The sequence below is a fragment of the Nostoc sp. FACHB-888 genome, assembly GCF_014696655.1.
Classification (GTDB): domain Bacteria; phylum Cyanobacteriota; class Cyanobacteriia; order Cyanobacteriales; family Nostocaceae; genus Nostoc.
This window is the reverse complement of record NZ_JACJQM010000010.1, coordinates 84,720-106,638: the sequence shown is the minus strand read 5'-3', so window position 1 is coordinate 106,638 and position 21,919 is coordinate 84,720. Positions and strand designations below refer to the sequence as shown.

At 40.8% G+C, this 21,919-nt stretch carries 20 protein-coding genes; 13 read left to right on the top strand and 7 right to left on the bottom strand.

The genetic code is table 11. The features are described from left to right. Positions 1–178: 178 nt before the first annotated feature. Positions 179–1,777, bottom strand: coding sequence for a B12-binding domain-containing radical SAM protein (locus tag H6G26_RS09000; protein ID WP_190728924.1), 1,599 nt, complete (start codon positions 1,775–1,777; stop codon positions 179–181). A gap of 495 nt (positions 1,778–2,272) precedes the next feature. Here H6G26_RS09000 and H6G26_RS42445 point away from each other — a divergent pair, with 495 nt between their 5' ends. Beyond that, complete coding sequence (locus tag H6G26_RS42445) at positions 2,273–2,428, top strand: hypothetical protein (RefSeq protein WP_242053644.1); 156 nt, start codon at positions 2,273–2,275, stop codon at positions 2,426–2,428. Between the two features lie 54 nt (positions 2,429–2,482). Next, positions 2,483–2,986: a hypothetical protein gene (locus H6G26_RS08995; RefSeq protein ID WP_242053643.1), complete on the top strand. Its 504-nt coding sequence runs from the start codon at positions 2,483–2,485 to the stop codon at positions 2,984–2,986. Positions 2,987–2,997: 11 nt separating this feature from the next. Here the strand turns inward: H6G26_RS08995 and H6G26_RS08990 are convergent, their stop codons facing one another. Together H6G26_RS08990 and hemE are read right to left on the bottom strand one after the other, a co-directional pair. Beyond that, positions 2,998–3,954: an NAD(P)-dependent oxidoreductase gene (locus tag H6G26_RS08990; protein WP_190728923.1), complete on the bottom strand. Its 957-nt coding sequence runs from the start codon at positions 3,952–3,954 to the stop codon at positions 2,998–3,000. A 190-nt stretch (positions 3,955–4,144) separates the two neighbouring features. Next, positions 4,145–5,206 carry a uroporphyrinogen decarboxylase gene (hemE, locus tag H6G26_RS08985; RefSeq protein ID WP_190728922.1) on the bottom strand — a complete coding sequence of 354 codons (1,062 nt, stop codon included), beginning with the start codon at positions 5,204–5,206 and terminating at the stop codon, positions 4,145–4,147. Positions 5,207–5,398: 192 nt separating this feature from the next. On the opposite strand from hemE, the gene H6G26_RS08980 reads away from it, so the two are divergent. Further along, positions 5,399–6,148, top strand: coding sequence for a hypothetical protein (locus tag H6G26_RS08980; RefSeq protein WP_190728921.1), 750 nt, complete (start codon positions 5,399–5,401; stop codon positions 6,146–6,148). A gap of 30 nt (positions 6,149–6,178) precedes the next feature. On the opposite strand, the gene H6G26_RS08975 is transcribed toward H6G26_RS08980, so the two are convergent. Then, positions 6,179–7,507, bottom strand: a complete 1,329-nt coding sequence (locus H6G26_RS08975) for an ABC transporter substrate-binding protein (RefSeq protein ID WP_190728920.1) — start codon at positions 7,505–7,507, stop codon at positions 6,179–6,181. A gap of 99 nt (positions 7,508–7,606) precedes the next feature. Between H6G26_RS08975 and H6G26_RS08970 the strand changes: the two genes are divergently transcribed. Then, positions 7,607–8,356: a methyltransferase domain-containing protein gene (locus H6G26_RS08970; RefSeq protein WP_190728919.1), complete on the top strand. Its 750-nt coding sequence runs from the start codon at positions 7,607–7,609 to the stop codon at positions 8,354–8,356. A gap of 115 nt (positions 8,357–8,471) precedes the next feature. After that, positions 8,472–9,518: a glycosyltransferase family 4 protein gene (locus tag H6G26_RS08965; protein WP_347242449.1), complete on the top strand. Its 1,047-nt coding sequence runs from the start codon at positions 8,472–8,474 to the stop codon at positions 9,516–9,518. 17 nt (positions 9,519–9,535) lie between these two features. Here the strand turns inward: H6G26_RS08965 and H6G26_RS08960 are convergent, their stop codons facing one another. Together H6G26_RS08960 and pgsA are read right to left on the bottom strand one after the other, a co-directional pair. Then, positions 9,536–10,453 carry an LD-carboxypeptidase gene (locus tag H6G26_RS08960; RefSeq protein WP_190728917.1) on the bottom strand — a complete coding sequence of 306 codons (918 nt, stop codon included), beginning with the start codon at positions 10,451–10,453 and terminating at the stop codon, positions 9,536–9,538. 95 nt (positions 10,454–10,548) lie between these two features. After that, complete coding sequence (gene pgsA, locus H6G26_RS08955; RefSeq protein WP_190728916.1) at positions 10,549–11,076, bottom strand: CDP-diacylglycerol--glycerol-3-phosphate 3-phosphatidyltransferase; 528 nt, start codon at positions 11,074–11,076, stop codon at positions 10,549–10,551. Positions 11,077–11,356: 280 nt separating this feature from the next. Here pgsA and H6G26_RS08950 point away from each other — a divergent pair, with 280 nt between their 5' ends. Further along, a complete protein-coding gene (locus H6G26_RS08950) occupies positions 11,357–12,778 on the top strand; it encodes an aspartate ammonia-lyase (protein WP_190728915.1) in 1,422 nt (473 codons plus the stop codon). On the opposite strand, the gene H6G26_RS08945 is transcribed toward H6G26_RS08950, so the two are convergent. Further along, entirely contained in the window at positions 12,758–12,919 is a 162-nt protein-coding gene (locus tag H6G26_RS08945) for a hypothetical protein (protein WP_190728914.1), read from the bottom strand. The genes H6G26_RS08950 and H6G26_RS08945 overlap by 21 nt on opposite strands. 21 nt (positions 12,920–12,940) lie before the next feature. On the opposite strand from H6G26_RS08945, the gene H6G26_RS08940 reads away from it, so the two are divergent. The 7 genes from H6G26_RS08940 (at position 12,941) to H6G26_RS08910 (ending at position 21,540) form a co-directional block, all read left to right on the top strand. Continuing rightward, positions 12,941–13,912, top strand: a complete 972-nt coding sequence (locus H6G26_RS08940; RefSeq protein WP_190728913.1) for a DUF362 domain-containing protein — start codon at positions 12,941–12,943, stop codon at positions 13,910–13,912. Positions 13,913–15,101: 1,189 nt separating this feature from the next. Beyond that, positions 15,102–15,287, top strand: a complete 186-nt coding sequence (locus H6G26_RS08935) for a hypothetical protein (RefSeq protein WP_190728912.1) — start codon at positions 15,102–15,104, stop codon at positions 15,285–15,287. A 481-nt stretch (positions 15,288–15,768) separates the two neighbouring features. Further along, positions 15,769–16,281 carry an inorganic diphosphatase gene (locus tag H6G26_RS08930; RefSeq protein WP_190728911.1) on the top strand — a complete coding sequence of 171 codons (513 nt, stop codon included), beginning with the start codon at positions 15,769–15,771 and terminating at the stop codon, positions 16,279–16,281. Between the two features lie 148 nt (positions 16,282–16,429). After that, a complete protein-coding gene (gene panD, locus H6G26_RS08925; protein ID WP_190728910.1) occupies positions 16,430–16,813 on the top strand; it encodes an aspartate 1-decarboxylase in 384 nt (127 codons plus the stop codon). A gap of 11 nt (positions 16,814–16,824) precedes the next feature. Next, on the top strand, positions 16,825–17,727 hold the full coding sequence (locus tag H6G26_RS08920) for an MBL fold metallo-hydrolase (RefSeq protein WP_190728909.1): 903 nt from the start codon (positions 16,825–16,827) through the stop codon (positions 17,725–17,727). Between the two features lie 891 nt (positions 17,728–18,618). Then, complete coding sequence (locus H6G26_RS08915) at positions 18,619–19,449, top strand: phytoene/squalene synthase family protein (RefSeq protein WP_190728908.1); 831 nt, start codon at positions 18,619–18,621, stop codon at positions 19,447–19,449. A 462-nt stretch (positions 19,450–19,911) separates the two neighbouring features. Then, positions 19,912–21,540, top strand: a complete 1,629-nt coding sequence (locus H6G26_RS08910; protein WP_190728907.1) for a serine/threonine-protein kinase — start codon at positions 19,912–19,914, stop codon at positions 21,538–21,540. Positions 21,541–21,919 lie beyond the last annotated feature (379 nt).

Sequence of the window (21,919 nt, the reverse complement as noted above, 5' to 3'; positions counted from 1 at the left end):
CAGGTGCGATTATAAGCTAGAAATTAGCCTAAAAAAGTTAGAGGTACTCATAGTACCTCTAACTTTGTAGCACTACTGCTTCCGTAACTCTCAAATTATGGACTGTAATTCTACCAATCCTTAAAAAAAGAGTTACAGAAGAGAGAAAATAAATTCTTACTATTAACCGTTACAACACCTAACCGACTATCGCTTCAGCTTTTTCCTCAGCTTTTTCCTTTACTAGTACATAAGGTTTTTCTGCACCCTGTGCTAGATATTCAGCTAACTGACTTTCAATTTGATCGCGCACAATTTGGCGATACTCTAGAAAATGCTCGTTGTGGGCACAAGCAGCAAGGTAATGCTCAATAACTCCAGGGTTACGTTTGAGAATGCTAAACAAATGATGCCAGAACTTCCAACGGGTTTCCCGTTTGATGCCTTGTCGCCAAATTACAAGTAATAACGCTTTTACAACCACCCACTCTGGCATTTTTGCTGGCGCTTTCCAACTCGGTAAACCCATCATTAAGAAACAACGATAGGTGCGATCTAAGTACTGTACTGGGTCATATAAAGTACAAAATGCTTCAATATATTCTCGTGCCAGTTCTTCCAGGGGACGGGTGGGAAGGAAGTTCATCAATGTTGTCTGATTGATGTTACCATCTTGATTTTCCCGCAGTCGCCCTTCTTTTTTCAGGCGATGCCAAAGCGCGGTGTTAGGTAACGCTTGCAACATCGCAAAGGTAGTTGAGGGAATCGCTGCTTGTTCTGCAAAGCGGACAATGCGATCGCCTGCGCCTGCTTTTTCACCATCAAACCCGATAATAAACCCAGCCATTGGGCGCAATCCTGCTCTGATGATAGCTTCCACTGCCTCAGTTAGAGAACTGCGAGTATTTTGAAACTTCTTGGTCATTTGCAAACTATCTTCATCCGGCGTTTCGATTCCCAAAAACACCGCCGAGAAACCACACTCAACCATCAACTCCAACATTTCTGCGTCTTGGGCTAAGTCAATTGAAGCTTCAGTGTCAAATCGGAAGGGATACTTGTGTTCTGCCATCCAAACTTTTAACTCTTTCAGCAACAATTTCACATTTCGCTTGTTGCCAATAAAGTTGTCATCCACCATGAATACACCCCGCCGCCAACCCAATTCATAGAGGCAATCTAACTCTGCTAACAGTTGCGCTGGGGTTTTGGTGCGTGGTTTGCGCCCGTATAAAACAATAATGTCGCAAAACTCGCACTGGAAGGGACACCCGCGCGAAAACTGTACCGACATCATGTCATAGGCATCCAATTCTAATAAATCAAAGCGGGGTATTGGTGTGCTTGTCACATCAGGTTTTTCCGTAGCGCGGAAAGTGCCAGATGTGTCTCCCCGTTGAATTGCCTCAATAAACATGGGGAGAGTAATTTCCCCTTCATCCAGAATCAGGAAATCAGCGCCAACATTTTCAACTTCGTGAGGTACAGAGGTAGGGTAGGGGCCGCCTACTGCGACTAACTTGCCACGTTTTTTTGCTTCCTGGATTTGGTCAAGTAAATCTTGTTTCTGGACAATCATTGCGGAGAAAATTACCACATCTGCCCACGCCCATTCTTCTTCTGTTGCTGGGCGGATGTTGCGATCGACTAGCTTGAATTCCCATTCTTGGGGCAGAATCGCCGCCACTGTTACTAAACCCAGAGGTGGTAATAAAACCTTGCGATTAACTAACTCCAAAATTTTTTCATAAGACCAAAAGGTTTTGGGAAATATTGGATACACTAACAAGATTCGCATGTAGTATCAATCCTCACACTTTGATTGTTATCCCACTCTAACGGAAATAAAGGGCTATTGACTTTTTATTAAAGTTGTTTTATTTTAGCACTGATATTTTTGGCTCAAATGGGCAACTAGGGACTGAAATTATTGCAGCAAATCAGCAAAAAGAAAAGCATATTGAAACAGGAGTCAGCACATTTCTAGTTTCTCTAATTACGACCAGGTTACAAACTAAATACATATCGATAGGAATTATGCAACTGTCACAGGCGATCGCTAGAGATATTAAATACTATCACTAAAATTTGTAATGAATCTTAATTGCCTAGAATCCTGAATAGATGCCATAACCTTTGATTACAAGGCTTTACAGACAGATTTTATCATCTTAATATTGACTATTTTATTGAAAAAGACTATACATTTATAGAAAATATTCTCATTTAGCGGTATTGTGAAAAGAGAAGCAAATTAAAAAATAAGTGTAGCGCTTCAGAATAAATCAATCAGATGATCGCACAATGGCTCTCAAAAGCTTTTGCACAAAGTTTCAAAATTCTCCTTGCCATTACATTTGTCAATACTACATTTCCTGTAGTTGCATCCGAAGATAAGTCCAGTTATGGTAATCAGCCTAACCTGCTTCAAACTGAAATTACACAGTAGGATCTCAAAATCATTGAGCAATTAGTAGCTATTGCTGAAAGCAACTCAGCTCAAGTGCTAGAAACAAAAGCTGCAATGGGATTGAATGCTTTTAGGGATGTTGTAGCTATCGAATTATCTCCGGCTCTAACTACAATTTCAACATCACCCGATTCGTCATCTGAGCGTGAAAACAGCTTTTCCTTAACTGTCACAGTAGACCCGATCAAATTCATCAGTACATTTAAGCAGCTTCCTGTTTTGCAAGCTCGTTGGAAAGAAGCTAGACAGCAAAAAAGATTAGCTATTGTGCAATATTATGTTGCCTATCTCCGAGCCAGCCAAGCATCTCTAATTGCCACTTATCAAATACAAAAATTTACTCGAAGCTCCGGCATTGCCAGCCTTTATTCCCAAACAACTTTTCCTAAGAATGTCAATCATCTTGCTAATGCTGATTACGTTGCAGCTGCAACATCTATGTTAGAAGCAAACACACGCGAACGATTAGCGTTGGAAGAACTGGCAGCTTGTGTCGGCTTAACTTTGCAAGAAATGACTGCCATCATTAACAAATAATAGATATTTTATTAATCAGCACGTTTAACACCACTAATTTTTAAAACATCAGTCATGGTTGCACAATAATTTGGCAAGCCGAAACTATCGGGATTGATGAATTTTTCATAGATGAAATGCCGATAGTTCATGCAAAATCTATCCCAAGCAGCCATGCGAATGCGGAACAGAACAATAATCAAATTAGCCAATACTATAGATATGGGAATGCGAAAGTAAATCTTTTTGCCCAGATAAGCACAAACTTGTTTCACTGCTTGATTAGCAGTTAATGGTGCTTGACCTAAAACAAGCCAACGTGGTTGATCATTTTTGACAGGATGATCAATTAAATATCGCACTACAGTGGCAATATCTCGTCCGTGGATAAAGTGAAAACTGCCATCTGCTTCTAAAAAGCGAATCAAATTAATATATTTCGTTACTTCTGTAATACCAGATGTGACAGCAGAATCAGGTTTATTCGCATCACCGCCCAATACTACAGTGGGAAATACCGTGGTAATTTTGGGTGCGATCGCTAATTTTTCTTTTTTTTGTAAGCACTCGTATTTAGAACGAATGTAATCTGTCCCAATCTCCCCTGCTTGTTTTAATGGTTGATTGTAGCGATCCAAAACACTAGCTGTTGAAAAATAAATCACCTGCTGGCAACGTTCTGGATCTAGCAGTTCCATCAACTCTATAGTTTTGACGACATTAATATCAAATGTCTGCTCACCACCCCAAGCTGTGGCTGTGAGTACTGCTGTATCAATTGTGGATAGCAAATCGCCAAATTGGCGAATATTTTGCATATCACCTTGCAAAACGTTGATACCTGAACGGAAGTTAGTATCAACTTGTAGTTTCTTTGGATTCCTAACTAACAAATACAGTTCGTGATCTGTTTCCTTAATTAAGGCTTCTGCTAAATAATGACCTACACAACCACTTGCACCAGTCACTAAAATCCGTTTCTGGCTCATAAAAAATTTTTTAAAAGTAAAGAGTTAAAAGTGAAGAGTTAAAAATGAAGTTAAAAGTTCCGAATCAGAAGCTATGAATTAAGTTAGGAGTTAGGAGTGAGAAGTTAAGAATAAAAAAATAACTTTGCACCTTGAAACTTATAACTTAACAGTTTATAACTCCTAATTCATAACTCATAACTCATAACTCCTAACCCTTAACTCCTGCAAGGTTTAGTTCCTTTGCTGTTTCAAAGAAGAAAGCGACATTTTCTTCAGGAGTTTCTGGTAAAACACCGTGGCCGAGATTGAGAATGTGACCCCAGTTACCAGCTTTGCGAACGGTATCATGAATGCGATCGCGGATAAACTCTTTAGAGCCGAATAACACACCTGGGTCAAGATTTCCTTGAACTTTGACTTGTTTGCCCAATCTTGCCCGTGCGTCTGCCATATCCACTGCCCAGTCTACACTGACTATATCAGCGCCAGATTGTGCCATTCTTTCCAACACACCTGCACTACCGCTAACTAGCAAAATCAAAGGTGTCTCAGGATGAGTTTGTTTGATTTGCTGAAAAACTCGCTTCTGATAAGGGAGAGCAAAGGTGTCATAATCTTGAGGACTCAATTGACCCGCCCAAGAATCGAACATTTGCACAACTTGAGCGCCAGAGTCAATTTGGTAGCGGGCATAAATGGCGATCGCATCTGCTAATTTAGTTAACAGTTGATGCAGTATCGTTGGGTCTGAGAATGCCATGTTTTTGATGATGGAATAGGTTTTAGAACCTTTTCCCTCAACTGCATAAGCTGCTAAAGTCCACGGCGCACCCACGAAGCCTAACACTGTCGATTTCTCGCCTACTTCGGAGCGCAACGCTTGCAAAATTGTCTTAATGAATGGTAGAGCTGCTTCTGGTTCTAAGGGATGCAGACGATCAATTTGCTCTTGAGTGCGGAGGGGCGAGTGAATGATTGGCCCTTTACCTTCGGCAATATCCATGTCAATCCCCAAACCAGGTAATGGGGTGACAATATCAGAAAATAAAATTACACCGTCTGGTTGGAAGGCTTTCCAGGGTTGCAAGGAAACTTCAATTGCTACTTCCGGAATTTCGGAGCGATCGCGAAACGAAGGATACTTTTCTCTTAAGTCTCGATATGCTTTCATATATCGTCCCGCTTGTCGCATCATCCATACAGGGGGACGATCTACTACTTCACCACGAGCAGCCCTTAAGAGATGAGGAGTCGTTGAATAAACACCCATTTATTACTTCATCCTAAGTCACATTTTTATGCCACTGTTTAGCTTATCATTCTGGGATTACCCTTTTTCAGCAGGTTTACCTCAAAAGGGCAATCGGGGTCGAGAGAGGGATAAAACAAGAATTAACAATGAAAGTGGAATATAAAAGAATTTCGTCACTCTTTTGTGTTTTCTCTACTCCCCTAACTTTATATGCAAACTGACTCTAACAGTCCCGATGATGTTGCATCTGCTAATAATGAGCCTAACCCAGGAAAGTTTTTGATTCCGCGATCGCAGCGACAGAGGTTCTTTATTCAGTTTACCTTAATGACCCTGATCGGATGGGTTGTGGGTGGCGTTGCTAGTATCGCCTTAGAGAAAATTATTCTCCAAAGCTCACCTAGTGTTGTTATCCAACCACAAACATGGAATATTTTGGTCAGGAGTATCAGTAATGTTGTATTCGCTGTAATTTTCGCTGCTGACCAAAGCCTTGTCCTTTACCGATATTTACCAGGTTGGCAGTGGTTATTTGCTACTAGTGTAGGTTGGTTAATTGCCAACGGCGTTTCTACAGCCTGGATTAACTATATTTCAACTATTGCCTTATCGTTAAATGAAACTTTATCTCCTGAACAAACTTTTATTTTTGCATTTGTGTCTGCGATCGCATATATAATTTCTGGTATTTGGCTGGGGCTTTGCCAATGGCTGGTACTGAGGCGATATACAACAGGGATTTGGTGGTGGAATTTTTTACCTTCAATCTCTTTCTTATTAATTAGTATTTTGGTTTGGTTGCTTTTTATTGTGCAAAACCTGATTCCAGAAGCTAATCGGAGTCTTATATTGTATTGGAGTGGACAAGGATTGACAGCAATAATCTTGGGAATTATACCAGCAATTGGCTTGTGTACCTTGAAAAAAAATTTACACCGCCGGAGTGAAATTTCTGGGTAAAAAGGAAGCCTTAATTTAGGATTTTACATTTCATCTAGATTGTAGGGAATCCCAAATTGAATCGAGGTTTGCTTGAGCTTGTTTGAGTGCTTTTTCTGGAGATGCGCCTAGCATAGTGGCTTCGATGGCTCGCCCTAAACTGTCAGACAAGCGACTATAGCCAGGAATGATTGGTCGAGAACCTGATATAGACATTTGGTCAATAAAGACTTTCAAGACAGGTTTTTGCTGGAGAAATTCTTGATAAGCCTGACTTTGGACAGATTTGATGTTAACTGGTAAAAAACCCGTCCCCATACTCCATTCTGTTTGGAATTCTTCACTTAAAACATACTCTAAAAATTTGAGCGCGGCTTGCTCTCTTTCTGGCGTAGTCTTCATCAAATACATATTTCCAGTGGCTGTCACCGTAGCAGGTTTCACACTTGCAGGTATGGGGAATACTTCAAAGTCAACATTGGACTTCATTATATAAGTCCAAGGGCCTGTGATCTGCATTGCAACGCGACCTGCAATAAAAGCGTCTTCTTCATAACCTCGCTCTGGAGAGGAGAGGGTTGCTGAACCATCTTTTAATATGTCTTGCCAAAATTTTAAGGCTGCGATCGCTCCCGCATTCATCAAATTTGGACGATTATTTGTTACAATCTCTCCACCAGTGGTCAATAAAAAGGGGAACCAACTAAAGACAGTCCATTCTTCCTTTCCTAAAGGCAATAACATTCCGTATTGTTCAGGTCTGTTATCACCATTTCGGTCTATGGTCAATTTTTTGGCTACTTCCCTTAACTCTTCCCAAGTTTTAGGAATTTGCGTAATTCCGGCAGCTTGAAAGAGTTTAGGTCGGTAAAAAATGCCTAAATTGCTTGTATAAAGTGGGATTGACCAAAGATGACCGTCTAATTTTAATTCTTCCCATAGGTTGGGGCTAATTTCCGATTTCAATGGCAATTTGTCCAACCATTCTTCTAAAGGTTGAATTGCCCCTAGTTCCATAAACTGACCTGTCAATTGAGGATCGAATGACAGAATATCTGGAGATGTATTGCCCACAACTGCTGTTAATATTTTTGGCAATTGGGGTTGACCTATGAAGATAGATTCAACTTTAATATCAGTATGAGTCTGATTAAATTTATTTACTAGTTTGTTAAATACATCCCGATTAGCAGGAGGATTGATTGATTGCCATAGACTCAAATGAATTACTTTATCATTCTTTTGGATTGTTCCCTGACAACCATATAAAAATATAAAAAATATACTCAGAATAATTACTATCAGCGAAAGCCGCAAAACAGAATTGGTTAACTGGCGGGAAAAATTCTGAATTTGGGATTGGAAAAGGGTAGCTTTCATGCCAAATTCTATCTCAATGTTTACGAGGGGTAATAAATCAAAGTGGTATACATTTATTCTAAAATAGAATACGTTGATTTGATTGCAATATAATTTTTTATGGTAAACTCTACTACGCCTTCTCTCTTAAGTAGCTTTTTAGAAAATTCATTTGAATTAAAACATCATCTACAAGGTTTTTTAAATTTAGATCGGGAAACCATAGAGACAAAGTTAGCCGCAGGACAAGAGGAAATAAAGAATTTAGGACACAAAGATTTTAATTGGGAAGAAGCAACTGCTTTCTATCGTGAGAAAGTAGGAGAACTTTATTTGTTTGAATTGGGGGCTTGGCATTTATCAAGTTCTGCTTATTTTGGAGATATGTTGCGGTTGATTGCAGATCATGCTCAAGGAAGAGTGTTAGATTTTGGTGGTGGAATAGGAACTCATTCCCTTGGCGCTGCTCTTTGCCCAAAAGTTGAGCAAGTAATCTATTATGATATTAATCCGATTAATCGTGATTTTGTTCAGTATCGAGCAGAGAAAATGGGACTGAGCAAAAAAATAATTTGTCCTCTTGAAATCCCTGCTAAAGAAAAATTTGATACAATTTTATGTTTTGATGTTTTAGAACATTTACCAGATCCTAACCAGCAGTTATTAGAATTTTATCAATCTTTGAATTCTGAAGGTAAAATGATAGTGAATTGGCATTTCTTTAAAGGTTTCAATCAAGAATTTCCTTTCCATTTAGATGATCCTAAACTAGTAGAAACATTTTTTCATACACTTCAGAGTAAATTTTTAGAGGTTTTTCATCCTTACCTGATTACAACTCGCTGCTACCGTAAGCAAAGTTGGATTTAATTACATATTTTTTGGGTGGAGCCATAGCGAAACCCAATAAGTACGTTGTTTAAATGGAAAGAATGATGTTTAGGAAAATAGATTAACGACGGAAATGTACCATAAATTATTATTTATGTCTACCCCAATGGGCCCGCTAGGTTCAGGATTAGGAGGGGGAGTAGAATTAACCCTATCTAATATTGCTATAGAGATGCTGCGGCGAGGGCATAAATTAGAAATTGTTGCACCGGAAGGGTCTATCAGCAATTGTTTACCTATTAGAGAAATTCCCGGAGAACTAATACAGATACCAGCCCAAAATCAGAGTCCTAGTGATCCGATTTTGTTGCATAAAAATTCTGTTTTAGCAAATATGTGGGATTATGCTCGCCAAGTTCAAGCCGATTATGATTTGATTGTTAATTTTGCTTATGATTGGTTGCCATTATATTTAACACCATATTTTAACTGTGCGATCGCACATCTGATCAGTATGGGTTCTTTGACAGATGCAATGGATGAGATTATTGAACAAGTAGCAGTCAAATTTCCGGGTACTATCGGTGTTCACAGTCAAACACAGGCAGCAACTTTCACATTTGCAAAACGGTGTATTTGTCTATTAAATGGCATGGATTTATCTATTTATCAGTTTTGCCAGAAACCGACTCAGAGCTTGGCATGGGTAGGTAGAATAGCTCCTGAGAAAGGACTAGAAGATGCAGTAGCAGCAGCAGAAATCACTGGTATTAAACTGAAAATATTCGGATTAAAACAGGATATATCTTACTGGGAAAAGATTTGTCAAGATTACCCTAATGCTCCCATAGAATATATAGGATTTTTACCAACGGTTGAGCTACAAAAGGAGTTAGGTCAATGTCAGGCACTATTAGTCACTCCTCGTTGGATAGAAGCATTTGGAAATGTAGCAATAGAAGCGCTTGCTTGTGGAGTACCTTTAATTGCTTATCGTCGGGGTGGTTTAACAGAAATTGTCCAAGAAGGAAAAACTGGTTTTTTGGTGGAACCTGATAGTGTCCAAGCTTTAGTAGAAGCGATTAAGCGTTTGGACGAAATTGACCGCCAAACTTGTCGCCAGCAAGCAGAAACTCTATACTCTTTAGAAGCTATGGGCGATCGCGTAGAACAATGGTTCCAAAAAATCCTGAAAAAATGAATAATATTTGCGGTAAACTATGACGCGTAGCTTGCCGCCGTAGGTATCACTAATATTCCCGCATCCCCATCTAAAGTTGCTTTTACACCCACTGGCAATGCAGCATTTGGATTATCATGCCCAAAAGGCAAATCAGAAACAATCGGAATACCCAAATCACCCAAGCGATCGCGCAATACTTCTTCTACACTGAAGCTAGACACAGTTGGCGGCGCTTCACAGCGAGTAAAACCGCCCAAAGCAATACCGCAGACTTGAGATAAAGCACCACTTAAACGCCACTGCGTCAGCATCCTATCGATGCGATAGGGTGCTTCTGTGACATCTTCCAACGCCAGAATTACACCATCCAGGTGTGGCAGGATTGGTGTACCCAAAAGGTGAGTAGCCACAGTGAGATTACCAGTTAGCAAAGTGCCATTCACTGCACCACCACCCCAACCGCAACCTTTGAGAGGAGCGAGAGGACGACCTTCTACCGAATCAAATAATCGCTCAATTGACCAATCTGGCTCATCTGCTAAAGTCGTCAGCACGGGAGCGTGAACACCAGAAATTCCTGCTATATAAAGGCTCCACAATAAAGCTGTGATATCAGAAAAGCCTATAAGCCACTTGGGAAGGACTGAGTTTGGTTGCCAATTCCAATCTTCTAAAATGCGGGTGCTACCAAAACCGCCTCTGGTACAGAGAATACCACGACAATCAGGATCTTGCCATGCTGCTGCTAATTGCTGACGACGAGTTTCGTCCGTTCCTGCCAGATAGCCCCATTTGTCATCTATCTGAGGACTGACTTCTACCCGATAACCACGCGATCGCCAAATTTCTATACCCCGTTCAAATGCCTCAAATTCTCGCAAAGCACCACTAGGGGCAATTACTCGTAGTAAGTCTCCAGGTTTTAGGGGCGGTGGTAAGATTTTAGATGGCATGAAAAAAGTTAGAAGTTTGGAGTTTGGAGTTAAGAATAAGAACTATACCTCAGAACTCCTATAAAATTCTGTTGAATTATTTCTGAAATTACATATTATGTTGTTGTTTCATGAGTCCTAGCTTTTTGCGGCAAAAGATAAATACCTCCAGATATTAAAGTCAAGGCGACAGAAACCCAAAAGGCAATCAGAGAGGGAGTTTGCCACACTTCACCTAGAGGCGCAATCAAAAGTGCGATCGCTACTATTTGACTAACAGTTTTGAGTTTACCCCAAATATTCGCCCCGGTAATCGTCGTTTGATTCACCCGCCAACCAGCGATCGCTAATTCTCGCGCTAAAATCAAAAACACTCCCCAAGCTGGCACTTTTCCTAGTTCAATAAAAACCAGCAACGGCGCAAGTACCAGAAGTTTATCCACTAAGGGATCGAGAAACTTACCCAATTCACTAATTTGGTTGAGTTTCCGCGCCAAATAGCCGTCTAACCAATCAGTTAATGCAGCAACAAGAAAAATCGCCAAACATATCCACTGAGCTTGAGGTGTAGGATTATATAAACCGTAAAGCAGAAATGGTATTCCCAATAGGCGAGAGAAAGTAATCCAGTTGGGTATGGTCATAGGGAATTCACAAATCAAACTTCAAGATTAACAAGTGTAAAGCAACAAGCAGCCAAAAAGAGGCAGGGGGCAGGGGGCAGGGGAGAAACTCCATCCATAAATGGAGATGACTCTGAAACCATGAAGGCAGGGGAATTCTAGAATGTTATTCTCCCTGCCCCCTGCTCCCCGCTCCCCTGCCTCTTCGCTCAAGCAAATATGCAAAATCTATGCAGATTAGTGTATCTGAGTGTGGCTGCGTGGGAAAATCTGTTTTCTGTAGCTCTCCTAAAACAATACTATGACTGAACACACAGACTCTCAATTCCGCATCGAACACGATTCGATGGGCGATCGCCAAATTACTAGTAGCTTTTATTACGGCATTCAAACACTGCGGGCAATCGAAAACTTTCCCATTAGCGGGATTAAGCCTCTAAATACTTACGTAGATGCTTGCCTAATAATTAAAAAAGCTACAGCAATTGTAAATGGAGAACTGAATTGCATCCCCGAAGATATTAGTCAGGCGATTATCCAAGCAACTGATGAAATCCTGGCTGGGAAGTTCCGAGATCAATTTGTCGTGGATGTTTATCAGGCGGGTGCTGGAACATCCCACCACATGAATGTCAACGAAGTTCTGGCAAATCGCGCCTTAGAAATTCTTGGTGAAGAAAAAGGCAATTATAAACGTGTTAGTCCTAACGATCACGTTAATTATGGGCAGTCTACCAATGATGTGATTCCTACCGCCATTCGGATTGGTGGATTATTGGCATTATCCAAGACATTGCACCCAGCAATAGATGGTGCGATCGCATCCTTAGAAAACAAAGCTGTAGAATTTCAAAATATCGTCAAATCTGGCAGAACCCACTTACAAGATGCAGTACCCGTGCGTTTGGGTGAAAATTTTCGTGCTTGGGCACAAATCCTCACAGAACACCAAAACCGGATTTACACCGCCTCTGGTGATTTGATGGTGCTGGGTTTGGGAGGTAGTGCAGCCGGAACAGGATTAAATACTCATCCTCTTTATCGCGCCCGTGTGGTAGAAGTTCTTTCAGAATTAATTCATACTCCATTAGAACCTGCGCCCCATCTCATGGCAGCTATGCAGAGTATGGCTCCATTTGTAAATGTTTCTGGTGCTTTACGCAACTTAGCGCAAGATTTAGCCAAAATATCTCACGATTTACGATTGATGGATTCGGGGCCAAAAACTGGCTTGAAAGAAATTCAACTCCCACCAGTGCAACCCGGTTCCTCGATAATGCCAGGGAAATATAATCCAGTGATGGCAGAGATGACATCAATGGTGTGTTTTCAGGTGATGGGTTACGATAGTGCGATCGCATTAGCCGCCCAAGCCGGACAATTAGAATTAAATGTGATGATGCCATTGATTGCCTATAACTTGATTCACAGTATCGAAATTCTGGGTAATACCATCGCCGCACTCACCGAACGCTGCATCCAGGGAATTACTGCGAACAAGGAACGTTGTTTAGCTTATGCCGAAGGCAGTTTAGCTTTAGTAACTGCACTAAATACCCACATCGGTTATTTAAATGCCGCAGCTGTCGCCAAAGAATCTTTAGAAACTGGTAAATCTTTACGGCAGATTGTTTTAGAACGCGGATTGATGAGTGAAGCAGACTTAGCCACAGTGTTAAATCTAGAACAAATGAGTGGTATCTTACCGCTTAGAACAGAATAATAGATTATGGGGCATGGGGCATTGGACAATAATTAATAGTTCTTCTCCCCCTGCTTCCCCTGCTTCCCCTGCTTCCCCTGCTTCCCCTGCTTCCCCTGCTCCCCCTACTCCCCCTACTCCCTCATCTCCCCCACTCCCCACTCCCTACTCCCCAATTCATCCATGCAAACTCAAAAACCATCTGTTAGTCTCATTCGGGCTACATCCTACGAACGAGAGGCTTTACGAGAATCCTTAGCCATTCTCCTGGAACCTTTTGGAGGAATGGCAGCATTTGTGAAAAAAGGCGATCGCGTTTTACTCAAACCGAATTTACTTACAGGGACGCGTCCTGGGAAAGAGTGTATCACCCGTGCTGAACTAGTTTACGAAGTTGCCCAGATGGTAATTGAGGTTGGCGGCAAGCCATTTTTGGGCGATAGTCCTGCTTTTGGCAGTGCTAAGGGCGTAGCAGTGGCAAACGGCTATCTGCCGATTTTAGAAGAACTCAATCTTCCCATCATCGATTTTCATGGTCAGCGTTACCAAACCGTCAGTGATAATTTTAACCATCTGCGGCTGTCTAAAGAAGCAATGGAAGCAGACGTAGTGATTAACTTGCCTAAAGTGAAATCACATATGCAGTTGACATTAACACTAGGTGTAAAAAACTTGTTTGGTTGCGTTCCCGGCAAAATGAAAGCTTGGTGGCACATGGAAGCTGGAAAAGACGCGAATAGATTTGGTGAAATGTTAGTAGAAACTGCCAAGGCAATTAACCCTAACTTAACCATATTAGATGGCATCATCGGTCATGAAGGAAATGGCCCCAGTAATGGTGAACCTCGCCAGCTAGGGATTTTAGCAGCCGCATCAGATGTATTTGCCTTAGATCGGGCAATGGTAGAAATCCTCAATGTTTCTCCTGAACAAGTGCCCACAGTTGCAGCTTCCCAAAGACTAGGAGTTTGTCCAGAACTAGCTGGCATAGAGTTTCCGCATTTAAATCCTGACTTCTTGAAAATAGAAGATTGGCGACTACCAGACAAGTTGATGCCCATTGATTTTGGTATGCCTCGCGTAATTAAGTCTACGTTCAAGCATCTTTACACCCGATTTATCAAGGAACCGATGAGTGTTTACGGAAGGAACTAGTACCGCAAGGCGGAAGTCAAAAATCAAAATTCAAAAGTTTTATGGAATAAGCTCTTTAGGGCTTTTTAATGGTCTGCTTTTTTACGCCGTACTGTACTAGGGAGTAGAGAGCAGAGAGCAGGTGGTCACTGAGCGTAGCCGAAGTGGAGCAGGAAACAAGGGGCACCCTTCGCCCATTGGTGAAAACTTAAGCCTTGGCGAATGGAATTCGCGGCTACACAGGCAAAGTCCGCCTCCGCGGACTAAGGTCAAATCAAAGTTTTGAAACCCAGGATCGTTAAGTTGACACCAATGCCCTTTGCCCTGCCCCTCTGCCTCTTCTGGCCCATGCCCAATTTAGTGCATTCGTTACAGCAATTTTATTTATTAGCAGAGTAATCTGTAATTACCCTCCGATTGCTTAACTAGACCGCCCTATTATAGTTAGTGGCGGTTTTTTTAGCTAATTAATTTGTTATACAATCTTGTTCAGATATGTGCAAAGTTTGACAATAGCTCTCTACACTCCTATCCCATCTTCTAAAAATTGTTTATTCTATCTATATATAGATTGACAAAAAAACTGTGATATTGAATATATTTAATAATTTAAATTCTGAAATATTAGTTTAGTGCTATCACTGAATCCATACTGCCCAACACACTTGATGCAACAGTATTTATTCGTAGCTATCGTTGATTGCAACAATTATTTTGACCATTCTTTCTGTGGTACGAAATATTTGTGTGTATAACTACCGTATAAGAATCAAAAGCACTGAATATCTACCAGTGCTTTTGCGGTTTTGTGTCCTGTATCACAAATTAGCAATTCCAGTAAAATGACCTTATCAAAGGCTTTTTAGAATGTTATACTCATGAAGTATCAGACAAATATGTTTTGCTAATTAATCTTTAAGCAGCGAAAAAATGTAATTTATGATGCTGTCAAAGTTGGCTTTGTGTATGCGAAGCATTACACTATACAGGGAAACATCTGAAAATATTAATTACAAAATAAAACATTATTTGTTTACTTGTAACTTTGTATTAAGAAGTCCATGTACAAAAAGGCTATTATGACACTTGTATAACTAGTTTAAGTTGTAGAATTCTACACATTTTACAGTTTAAAACTAGCTAAAATAGCATTAATACTCTCAATCAGAGATTAGACCTATCACAGTGTTACGAAGAACTTCAATTTTGTATGAATTCAAATAGTCAGTCTGCCAATACCGATACATATTCCCAACGTTTGGCAGACATTGTGGGAACTGCGATCGCGCTGTTGACTCTCATCTTACCCGTATTTGTCATCGCTCATTATTCTTCAACTGATGTTCAAAATAACCAGCAACCCCTAATCCAAAACCTACAAGGAAAGAAAGATTGATAAAGCTTTACAAAAGCTACAAAAAAGGAAAAAACTGATTTTGTGACAACCTCTGTAGATGTGAATGTAGTTCATCAGGAATAAGCTAAATCTGTATTGTGTGACTCCAGGTTTCAATTGTATTGACACAATAGGGGCAGAAATCCCTTTAACAGTAATCAAGGATGGGAGAGAATAATACTCTCTAGAAAAAGGGTTGCGAATAAACTTCGCAACCCTTTTTCTATTTCAAGAAGAGTGGGGAGCAGGGGGAGATGAGGCAGATGAGGGGGACAAAGGGACAAGAGGTGAGAAGAGAACTTGAAACAAGTCTTTCCCCTTGTCCCCAATTCTCCTTGTCCCCAAGTCCTCTTGCCCATGCCCAATGCCCATCCCAGAAAATGAATACTTTAAGAAGAGATCCATATTGCCCTAAAATTCTACACGGGGAGCGAAGCTGACTGAGTGCCCCCATGATTCACTGTTATCAGAGGAGTTTTTTGTGGATTTATCTCGTATTCCTGCCCAACCGAAACCTGGCCTAATCAACGTTCTGATTGAAATTACTGGCAAAAGTAAAAATAAATACGAATACGACAAGGAACTAGAAGCTTTTGCTCTAGACCGAGTACTTTATTCATCGGTACAATATCCATACGACTACGGCTTTGTACCCAATACTTTAGCTGATGATGGCGATCCCCTAGATGGTATGGTCATAATTGACGAACCAACCTTTCCAGGCTGTATTATTGCTGCACGACCAATTGGCTTTTTAGAGATGATTGACGGTGGCGATCGCGATGAGAAAATTCTTTGTGTTCCTGACAAAGATCCGCGCTACACTCAGGTCAAATCCCTGAAAGACTTAGCACCACACCGCTTAGATGAAATTGCCGAATTTTTCCGTAGTTATAAAAATTTGGAAAAAAAGGTGACTGAAATTCTCGGTTGGCAAGATGTGGATAAGGTTGCACCTTTAGTAGAAAAATCCGTCAAAGCTTATAGAGGATAATAGAGGAGTTAGGAGTTAGGAGTTAAGAGTTAGAAGTTAAGAGTTATAAATTTTTATTCCTCACTTTTAACAACTCAGTCTTAACTCCTCACTTTGACAAATTTCGGTTGTTACGGATTGTAAAAACTGCCACTAACCCCAAACCCAAATGCAGCGCACTCTCCTCTTGGCAAAAATTCATAACTGCACCCTGACAGGGGCGAATATCAACTACGTGGGTAGTATCAGCATCGATGAAATGCTTTTGGAAAAAGCTGGCATCTTACCCTATGAGCAGGTGCAAGTAGTTAATAGTGCCAACGGTCAGCGCTTTATTACCTATGCGATCGCAGCTCCAGCCCATTCAGGAGTAATTGAGCTAAATGGGGGTGCTGCACGTCTAGGCATTATTGGCGATCGCCTGATTATAATGACTTACGGGCAGTTCACTCCAGAAGAGTTAAAAAGTTACTCTCCTACAGTAGTCATTGTGGACGAAAAAAACAGCCTGTTGGAAGTGCGGCACTATGATGACCTGCTCAGTAAGGTCTAATTTCAAGGAAAATGTCAAATTTTGAGTTGTCGGGTTCCCAGAGCTACACACCTGAAAAGTCATCTACCCTGCCAAGTAGCCCAGCAGGTAAATTTATCGTGCAATTTTGGGGTGTAAGAGGTTTGATTCCCACTCCAAGTAGCAATACCAGTCGTTATGGTGGTAATACTGCTTGTGTAGAAATGCACGTAGCAGGTAAACGTTTGATTTTCGATGGCGGTACTGGCTTACGCATACTGGGTAAAACTTGGCAAGAACTGCAACAGCCAATAGAAGCCCATTTATTTTTTACCAACTGTCAATCAAATCGCATTCAAGGCTTTCCCTTTTTTGCTCCAGCATTTATTGTAGAAAATTGTTTTCACATTTACGGCACAGCTGCATCAAATGGAGCCTCAATCAAACAATGTCTGTACGACCAGATGCTCCAGCCACACTTTCCTTACCCTTTACAAGTAATGCAGTCGGAATTACAGTTTTACAATCTCACTCCTGATAGTGAGGTGAAACTAGATAATGTAACCATTACAACTGCATTAATCAATCAAACTCAGAGGTCAGTTGGCTACCGAGTTACTTGGCAAGATTATAGTGTTGCCTACGTCACAGATTTACACCAAAATGCTGATCAAGTGGAGCGAGAGCGGATTTTACAGTTTATTCAAGGTGTTGACTTGCTAATTGCCAATGCCACTTACACTCCTCCTACGTCTCACAACCATGACTCTGCTGATTTACTTTGGCAAGCTGGGGTGAATGCAGCTCTGAATGCTGGCGTTAAACGGCTAGCCATTTCTCATCATCACCCAGATGACCATGATGATTTTATTGACCAGGTTCAAGTCGATATTAAATCTGCCTTTCCTCAAGCAATATTAGCCCATGAAGGTCTAATATTAGCTGTTAGTAAGTGATTACGTTGGCACTTTGAAATCGGCGCTAGAACGAGTGGAAGCTACCATATTTTCATGCATGGCGCTGAGATTTTTTTCATTAGACTGCCTTCTTTGATAATACTTGAAATCCCACCCCGCTAAAGCTGCGCTTGAGCTAATTTCCCTGCAAGCCGGGAGTAGTTGGGGGTGGGGTTCTTTTCTGATGGGTAATTTAGCGGACATGATATGAGAGGCTAAATATTGACAAATATTTGATTAAGTGGGCAAACAGCCCACTTTTTTATTGTCAATCTCGTAAATATGCAGGAAATTCTTATTTATTCTCGCTTATGGTCAATTGATGCCACCTTAGACAGTAAGCAGGTTCACACTGTAACTGAGCAAGCGTGGACATAGCTCAACCCAGGCATTACAGCCCTCCATGTCTAATTTAACTTACACTAACTCGTCGACAAGCAGCCATTCGCATCTAAAGGTGCGTACAATTACTGTTATCCGTTGTCAACTTTTCCTAAATTGTCTTTATATATACAATGATTACAATTTGTTAGTCAAATTAACGCAGACTTAAAACACTTTCAAATCCCTAAAATGGATGTTCGCTCATAGAAATATTTCGCGCTAATAAACCAAATATTAGCATAATTCTTTATATACACACTAAAACTTTATGATAGCTATATCAAACGGCACATTACCGATTTTTGCGACCAAAACCCTATATACTAAATTAGACTTTCATAAATTTGAGAGTTTTGTTAATTGCAACACCAAAAACTACTAATGTTTAGATGAAATACTAGCGTATCTTATAGTCTATAGTTTTTAAGGTTTAGTCAAAACTATATCCAGTATCATCAAAAAACTGCAAATTTCATGTGGTGCAAAAATCAAGCGGGGAGTGAAAACATGAATTTACGTAGAGATGCATTGCAAATCCTCAAAGAAACTAGCCGAACTTTTTATATCCCAATTAATCTTTTACCGCCAAAATTACAAGAAGCAGTAGCATCAGCATATTTGTGTATGCGTGCCATTGATGAAATTGAAGATCATGCCGAACTAGATAATCCTACTAAAGCAAAGCTGTTAAGAGCGATTAGCCTGACATTACAGGCAGGGGTTGATGGCTTCGCGGTAGATGCTTTCTTTGCAGGATTTAGCGGATATGAGCATACCTTAGAAGAAGTAACTCTAAGGATTAGAGAATGGTTGATGCTAGCACCAGAAACCATTGCACCTCGAATTTGGGATGCCACTGCTGCAATGGCAGACCGGATGGCTTACTGGGCAGAAAGAAACTGGAAAATTGACACAGAATCTGATTTAGACCGTTATACCTTTGGGGTTGCAGGTGCAGTGGGATTGTTACTATCGGACTTATGGACTTGGTACGATGGAACGCAAACTAACCGTACTCAGGCGATTGGGTTTGGTCGGGGTTTACAAGCAGTTAATATCCTGCGTAACCATACTGAGGATTTAGGGCGTGGGGTAGACTTTTTCCCACAGGGTTGGAGTGCAGCAAATATGCAAGAGTATGCGCGGCGCAATCTAGCTCTGGCAGAAGCTTACACCAAAGAACTTCCTACCGGGCCAGCCTTGGATTTTTGTCAAATTCCCTTAACTTTAGCTAATGGTACTCTTGATGCCCTTGCTAATGGTAAAGAGAAACTCAGCCGCAGTGATGTTCTTGCACTTTTAGAACAACTTATTAGTGTGAATATGAAAGCCAGCTAATAGTTTCTTAACGACTAATGGACATGATTTTGAACTCCCTCCAAGCTTGGGCATCCAAAATTCTACAGCGATTTTCTGTAAGCGAGCCAGTGCGATCTGATCCCTTGATGCTAGCCTAAGACGCCCACCCTAGGATAGCCGTTCGTTTAGTGTCTCCTTTAGGAAAAAGGCTGTAGACCGATAACGCAGCGTTATCGCTGCGCTATCGCTCCAAAGATAACAAGCTTTAAGAGAGCGTTATCACAAATTGGTATATGGTATAAATTAATCTAAATAAGTTTGACAGTATAAGTATAATACTTATCTTCTTTTGACGATAAATTTACGTAATCTCAGTTAAACTTTAGAAAATCTTCAAAGAATTTCCAGCAAAAATTACCTTGTAAGAGTTGATCAATATCTAAATAATTGAAGGAGAGTATAACACTCACCGTGATTATTCGTGCAGCGAGTTGACAGTGCATGAGCTACTGCTTAAATCCTATCTGTCCCAATCCAGAAAATTTGGTATATAGCCAAAGGTGTCAGTCTTGTGGCTCGCAACTACTGTTGCGCGATCGCTATCAGGTGATCAAACCATTAGGTCAGGGTGGCTTTGGAGCTACCTTCTTAGCCCATGACCAAGGCTTACCAGGAGAACCGAGTTGCGTAATTAAGCAATTACGCCCATCAGGAAGCGCCCCACACGTTTTACAGATGGCCAGAGAACTCTTTGAGCGAGAAGCCAAAACTCTAGGTAAAATTGGCAATCATCCTCAAGTACCAAGATTATTAGATTATTTTGAAGATCATGAACAATTTTACTTAGTTCAAGAATACATTAGTGGTGATACGTTACAAGAAGAGGTCAAACTTAACGGTATCTTGAGCGAAACTGGAGTCAAGCAATTTTTGAGCGAGATTTTGCCAGTACTGCAATATATCCACGAGCAAAAGGTAATTCACCGTGATATTAAACCAGCCAACTTAATTCGCCGCACTCAAGATGCCAGAATGGTACTCATCGACTTTGGTGCGGTCAAAAACCAAGTTAGCCAAGGTGCCACAAATCAATCAGGACAGACAGCATTAACTGCATATGCCATTGGTACTCCTGGTTTTGCGCCACCAGAGCAAATGGCTATGCGTCCAGTCTACGCCAGTGATATCTATGCATTGGGGGTGACATGCATTTATTTATTGACTAGTAAAACTCCTAAAGATTTAGATTATAATCCCAATACTGGCGAGATGATGTGGGAGCAGCTTGTGCAAGTGAGTGACCACTTGAGCAATGTATTGCGAAAAATGTTAGACGTGTCTGTGCGTAGTCGCTATCAGTCAGCAGCAGAAGTTCTCAGAGCATTGGAAATAGAACCATACTTAGAAAGTTTGGCCAAGGGTTTACTGATTAAATCTGATACCGGGTTTAAAGAGCGAACACACAATCACCTAGAAAATTCTGCTGTTTTATGTAGCAACCCTTCTGCTGCTGTTACCAGTGTAGGAGTAGCACAGGTAGCCGCAGCAATTCGCGCTAGACGAGCCAAGGCAGCGGAAGCGGCTGGATTACACCAGGGTTCTGGAATGGCCAAATCAACTACTTTAGCTAACAGCAACAGCAACAGCAACAGCAACAGCAACAGTAATGGTTCGCAAATTCAAAAATCTAAAGTTGAGCGTAAATTAGATACCCAAGGTTTATTAACAGCCTATCTGAAGGGAAGGCGGGATTTTGCCCTACATAATTTAAGTTTGCTGAATCTACAAGGTGCTGACTTATCCCAAACAAATTTCCATTCTGCTCAATTACAAAAAACCAATCTCCAAGGAGCTAATCTCCACAATAGTGACTTTAGCAAAGCCAGTCTCACTCGAGCAAACCTCAAGGATGCTAATTTGAGCAAAGCATACTTTAACCATGCTGATTTAGAAGGGGCAGACCTGCGAGGCGCAGACCTCAGCAATGCTTATCTCAGCAATGCTAATCTTCGAGGAGCTAATCTGTGTGGTGCTAATCTCAGCAGTGCCAAAATTTCTGATGAGCAGCTAGCACTAGCAAAAACAAATTGGATGACCGTGCGCCCCAATGGTAAACGAGGCTTGTTGTGAGTTTAAAAGCTCACAGATTTATTCAGAATTGACCAATTAAATATGATATAGCCATCCTATTTGATTTGTAATAATAATTAAATAGAAATGCTTACTTATGCCCGTACCAGACCAAAACCTTTAACTGAAAAACTAGGTAATAATTCAGAGATTTTCAAAAATTATGCACTAGTTGAAAAGTTTGAAGATTGTTATGACGGCTTCAGTTTAGAACAGAAATCAGAAATTTTAGACCGCTTTTTTAGCAGACAAATACCATACAATCCCAGCTAAAAATTTGGACATTATAGCGCTTATAAAAATAAAATGATTGCTCCTCATATAGGAGCAATCATTTTGTTAAGCTTGCTATAACTCATCAATACTTTTAAAAAAGTGG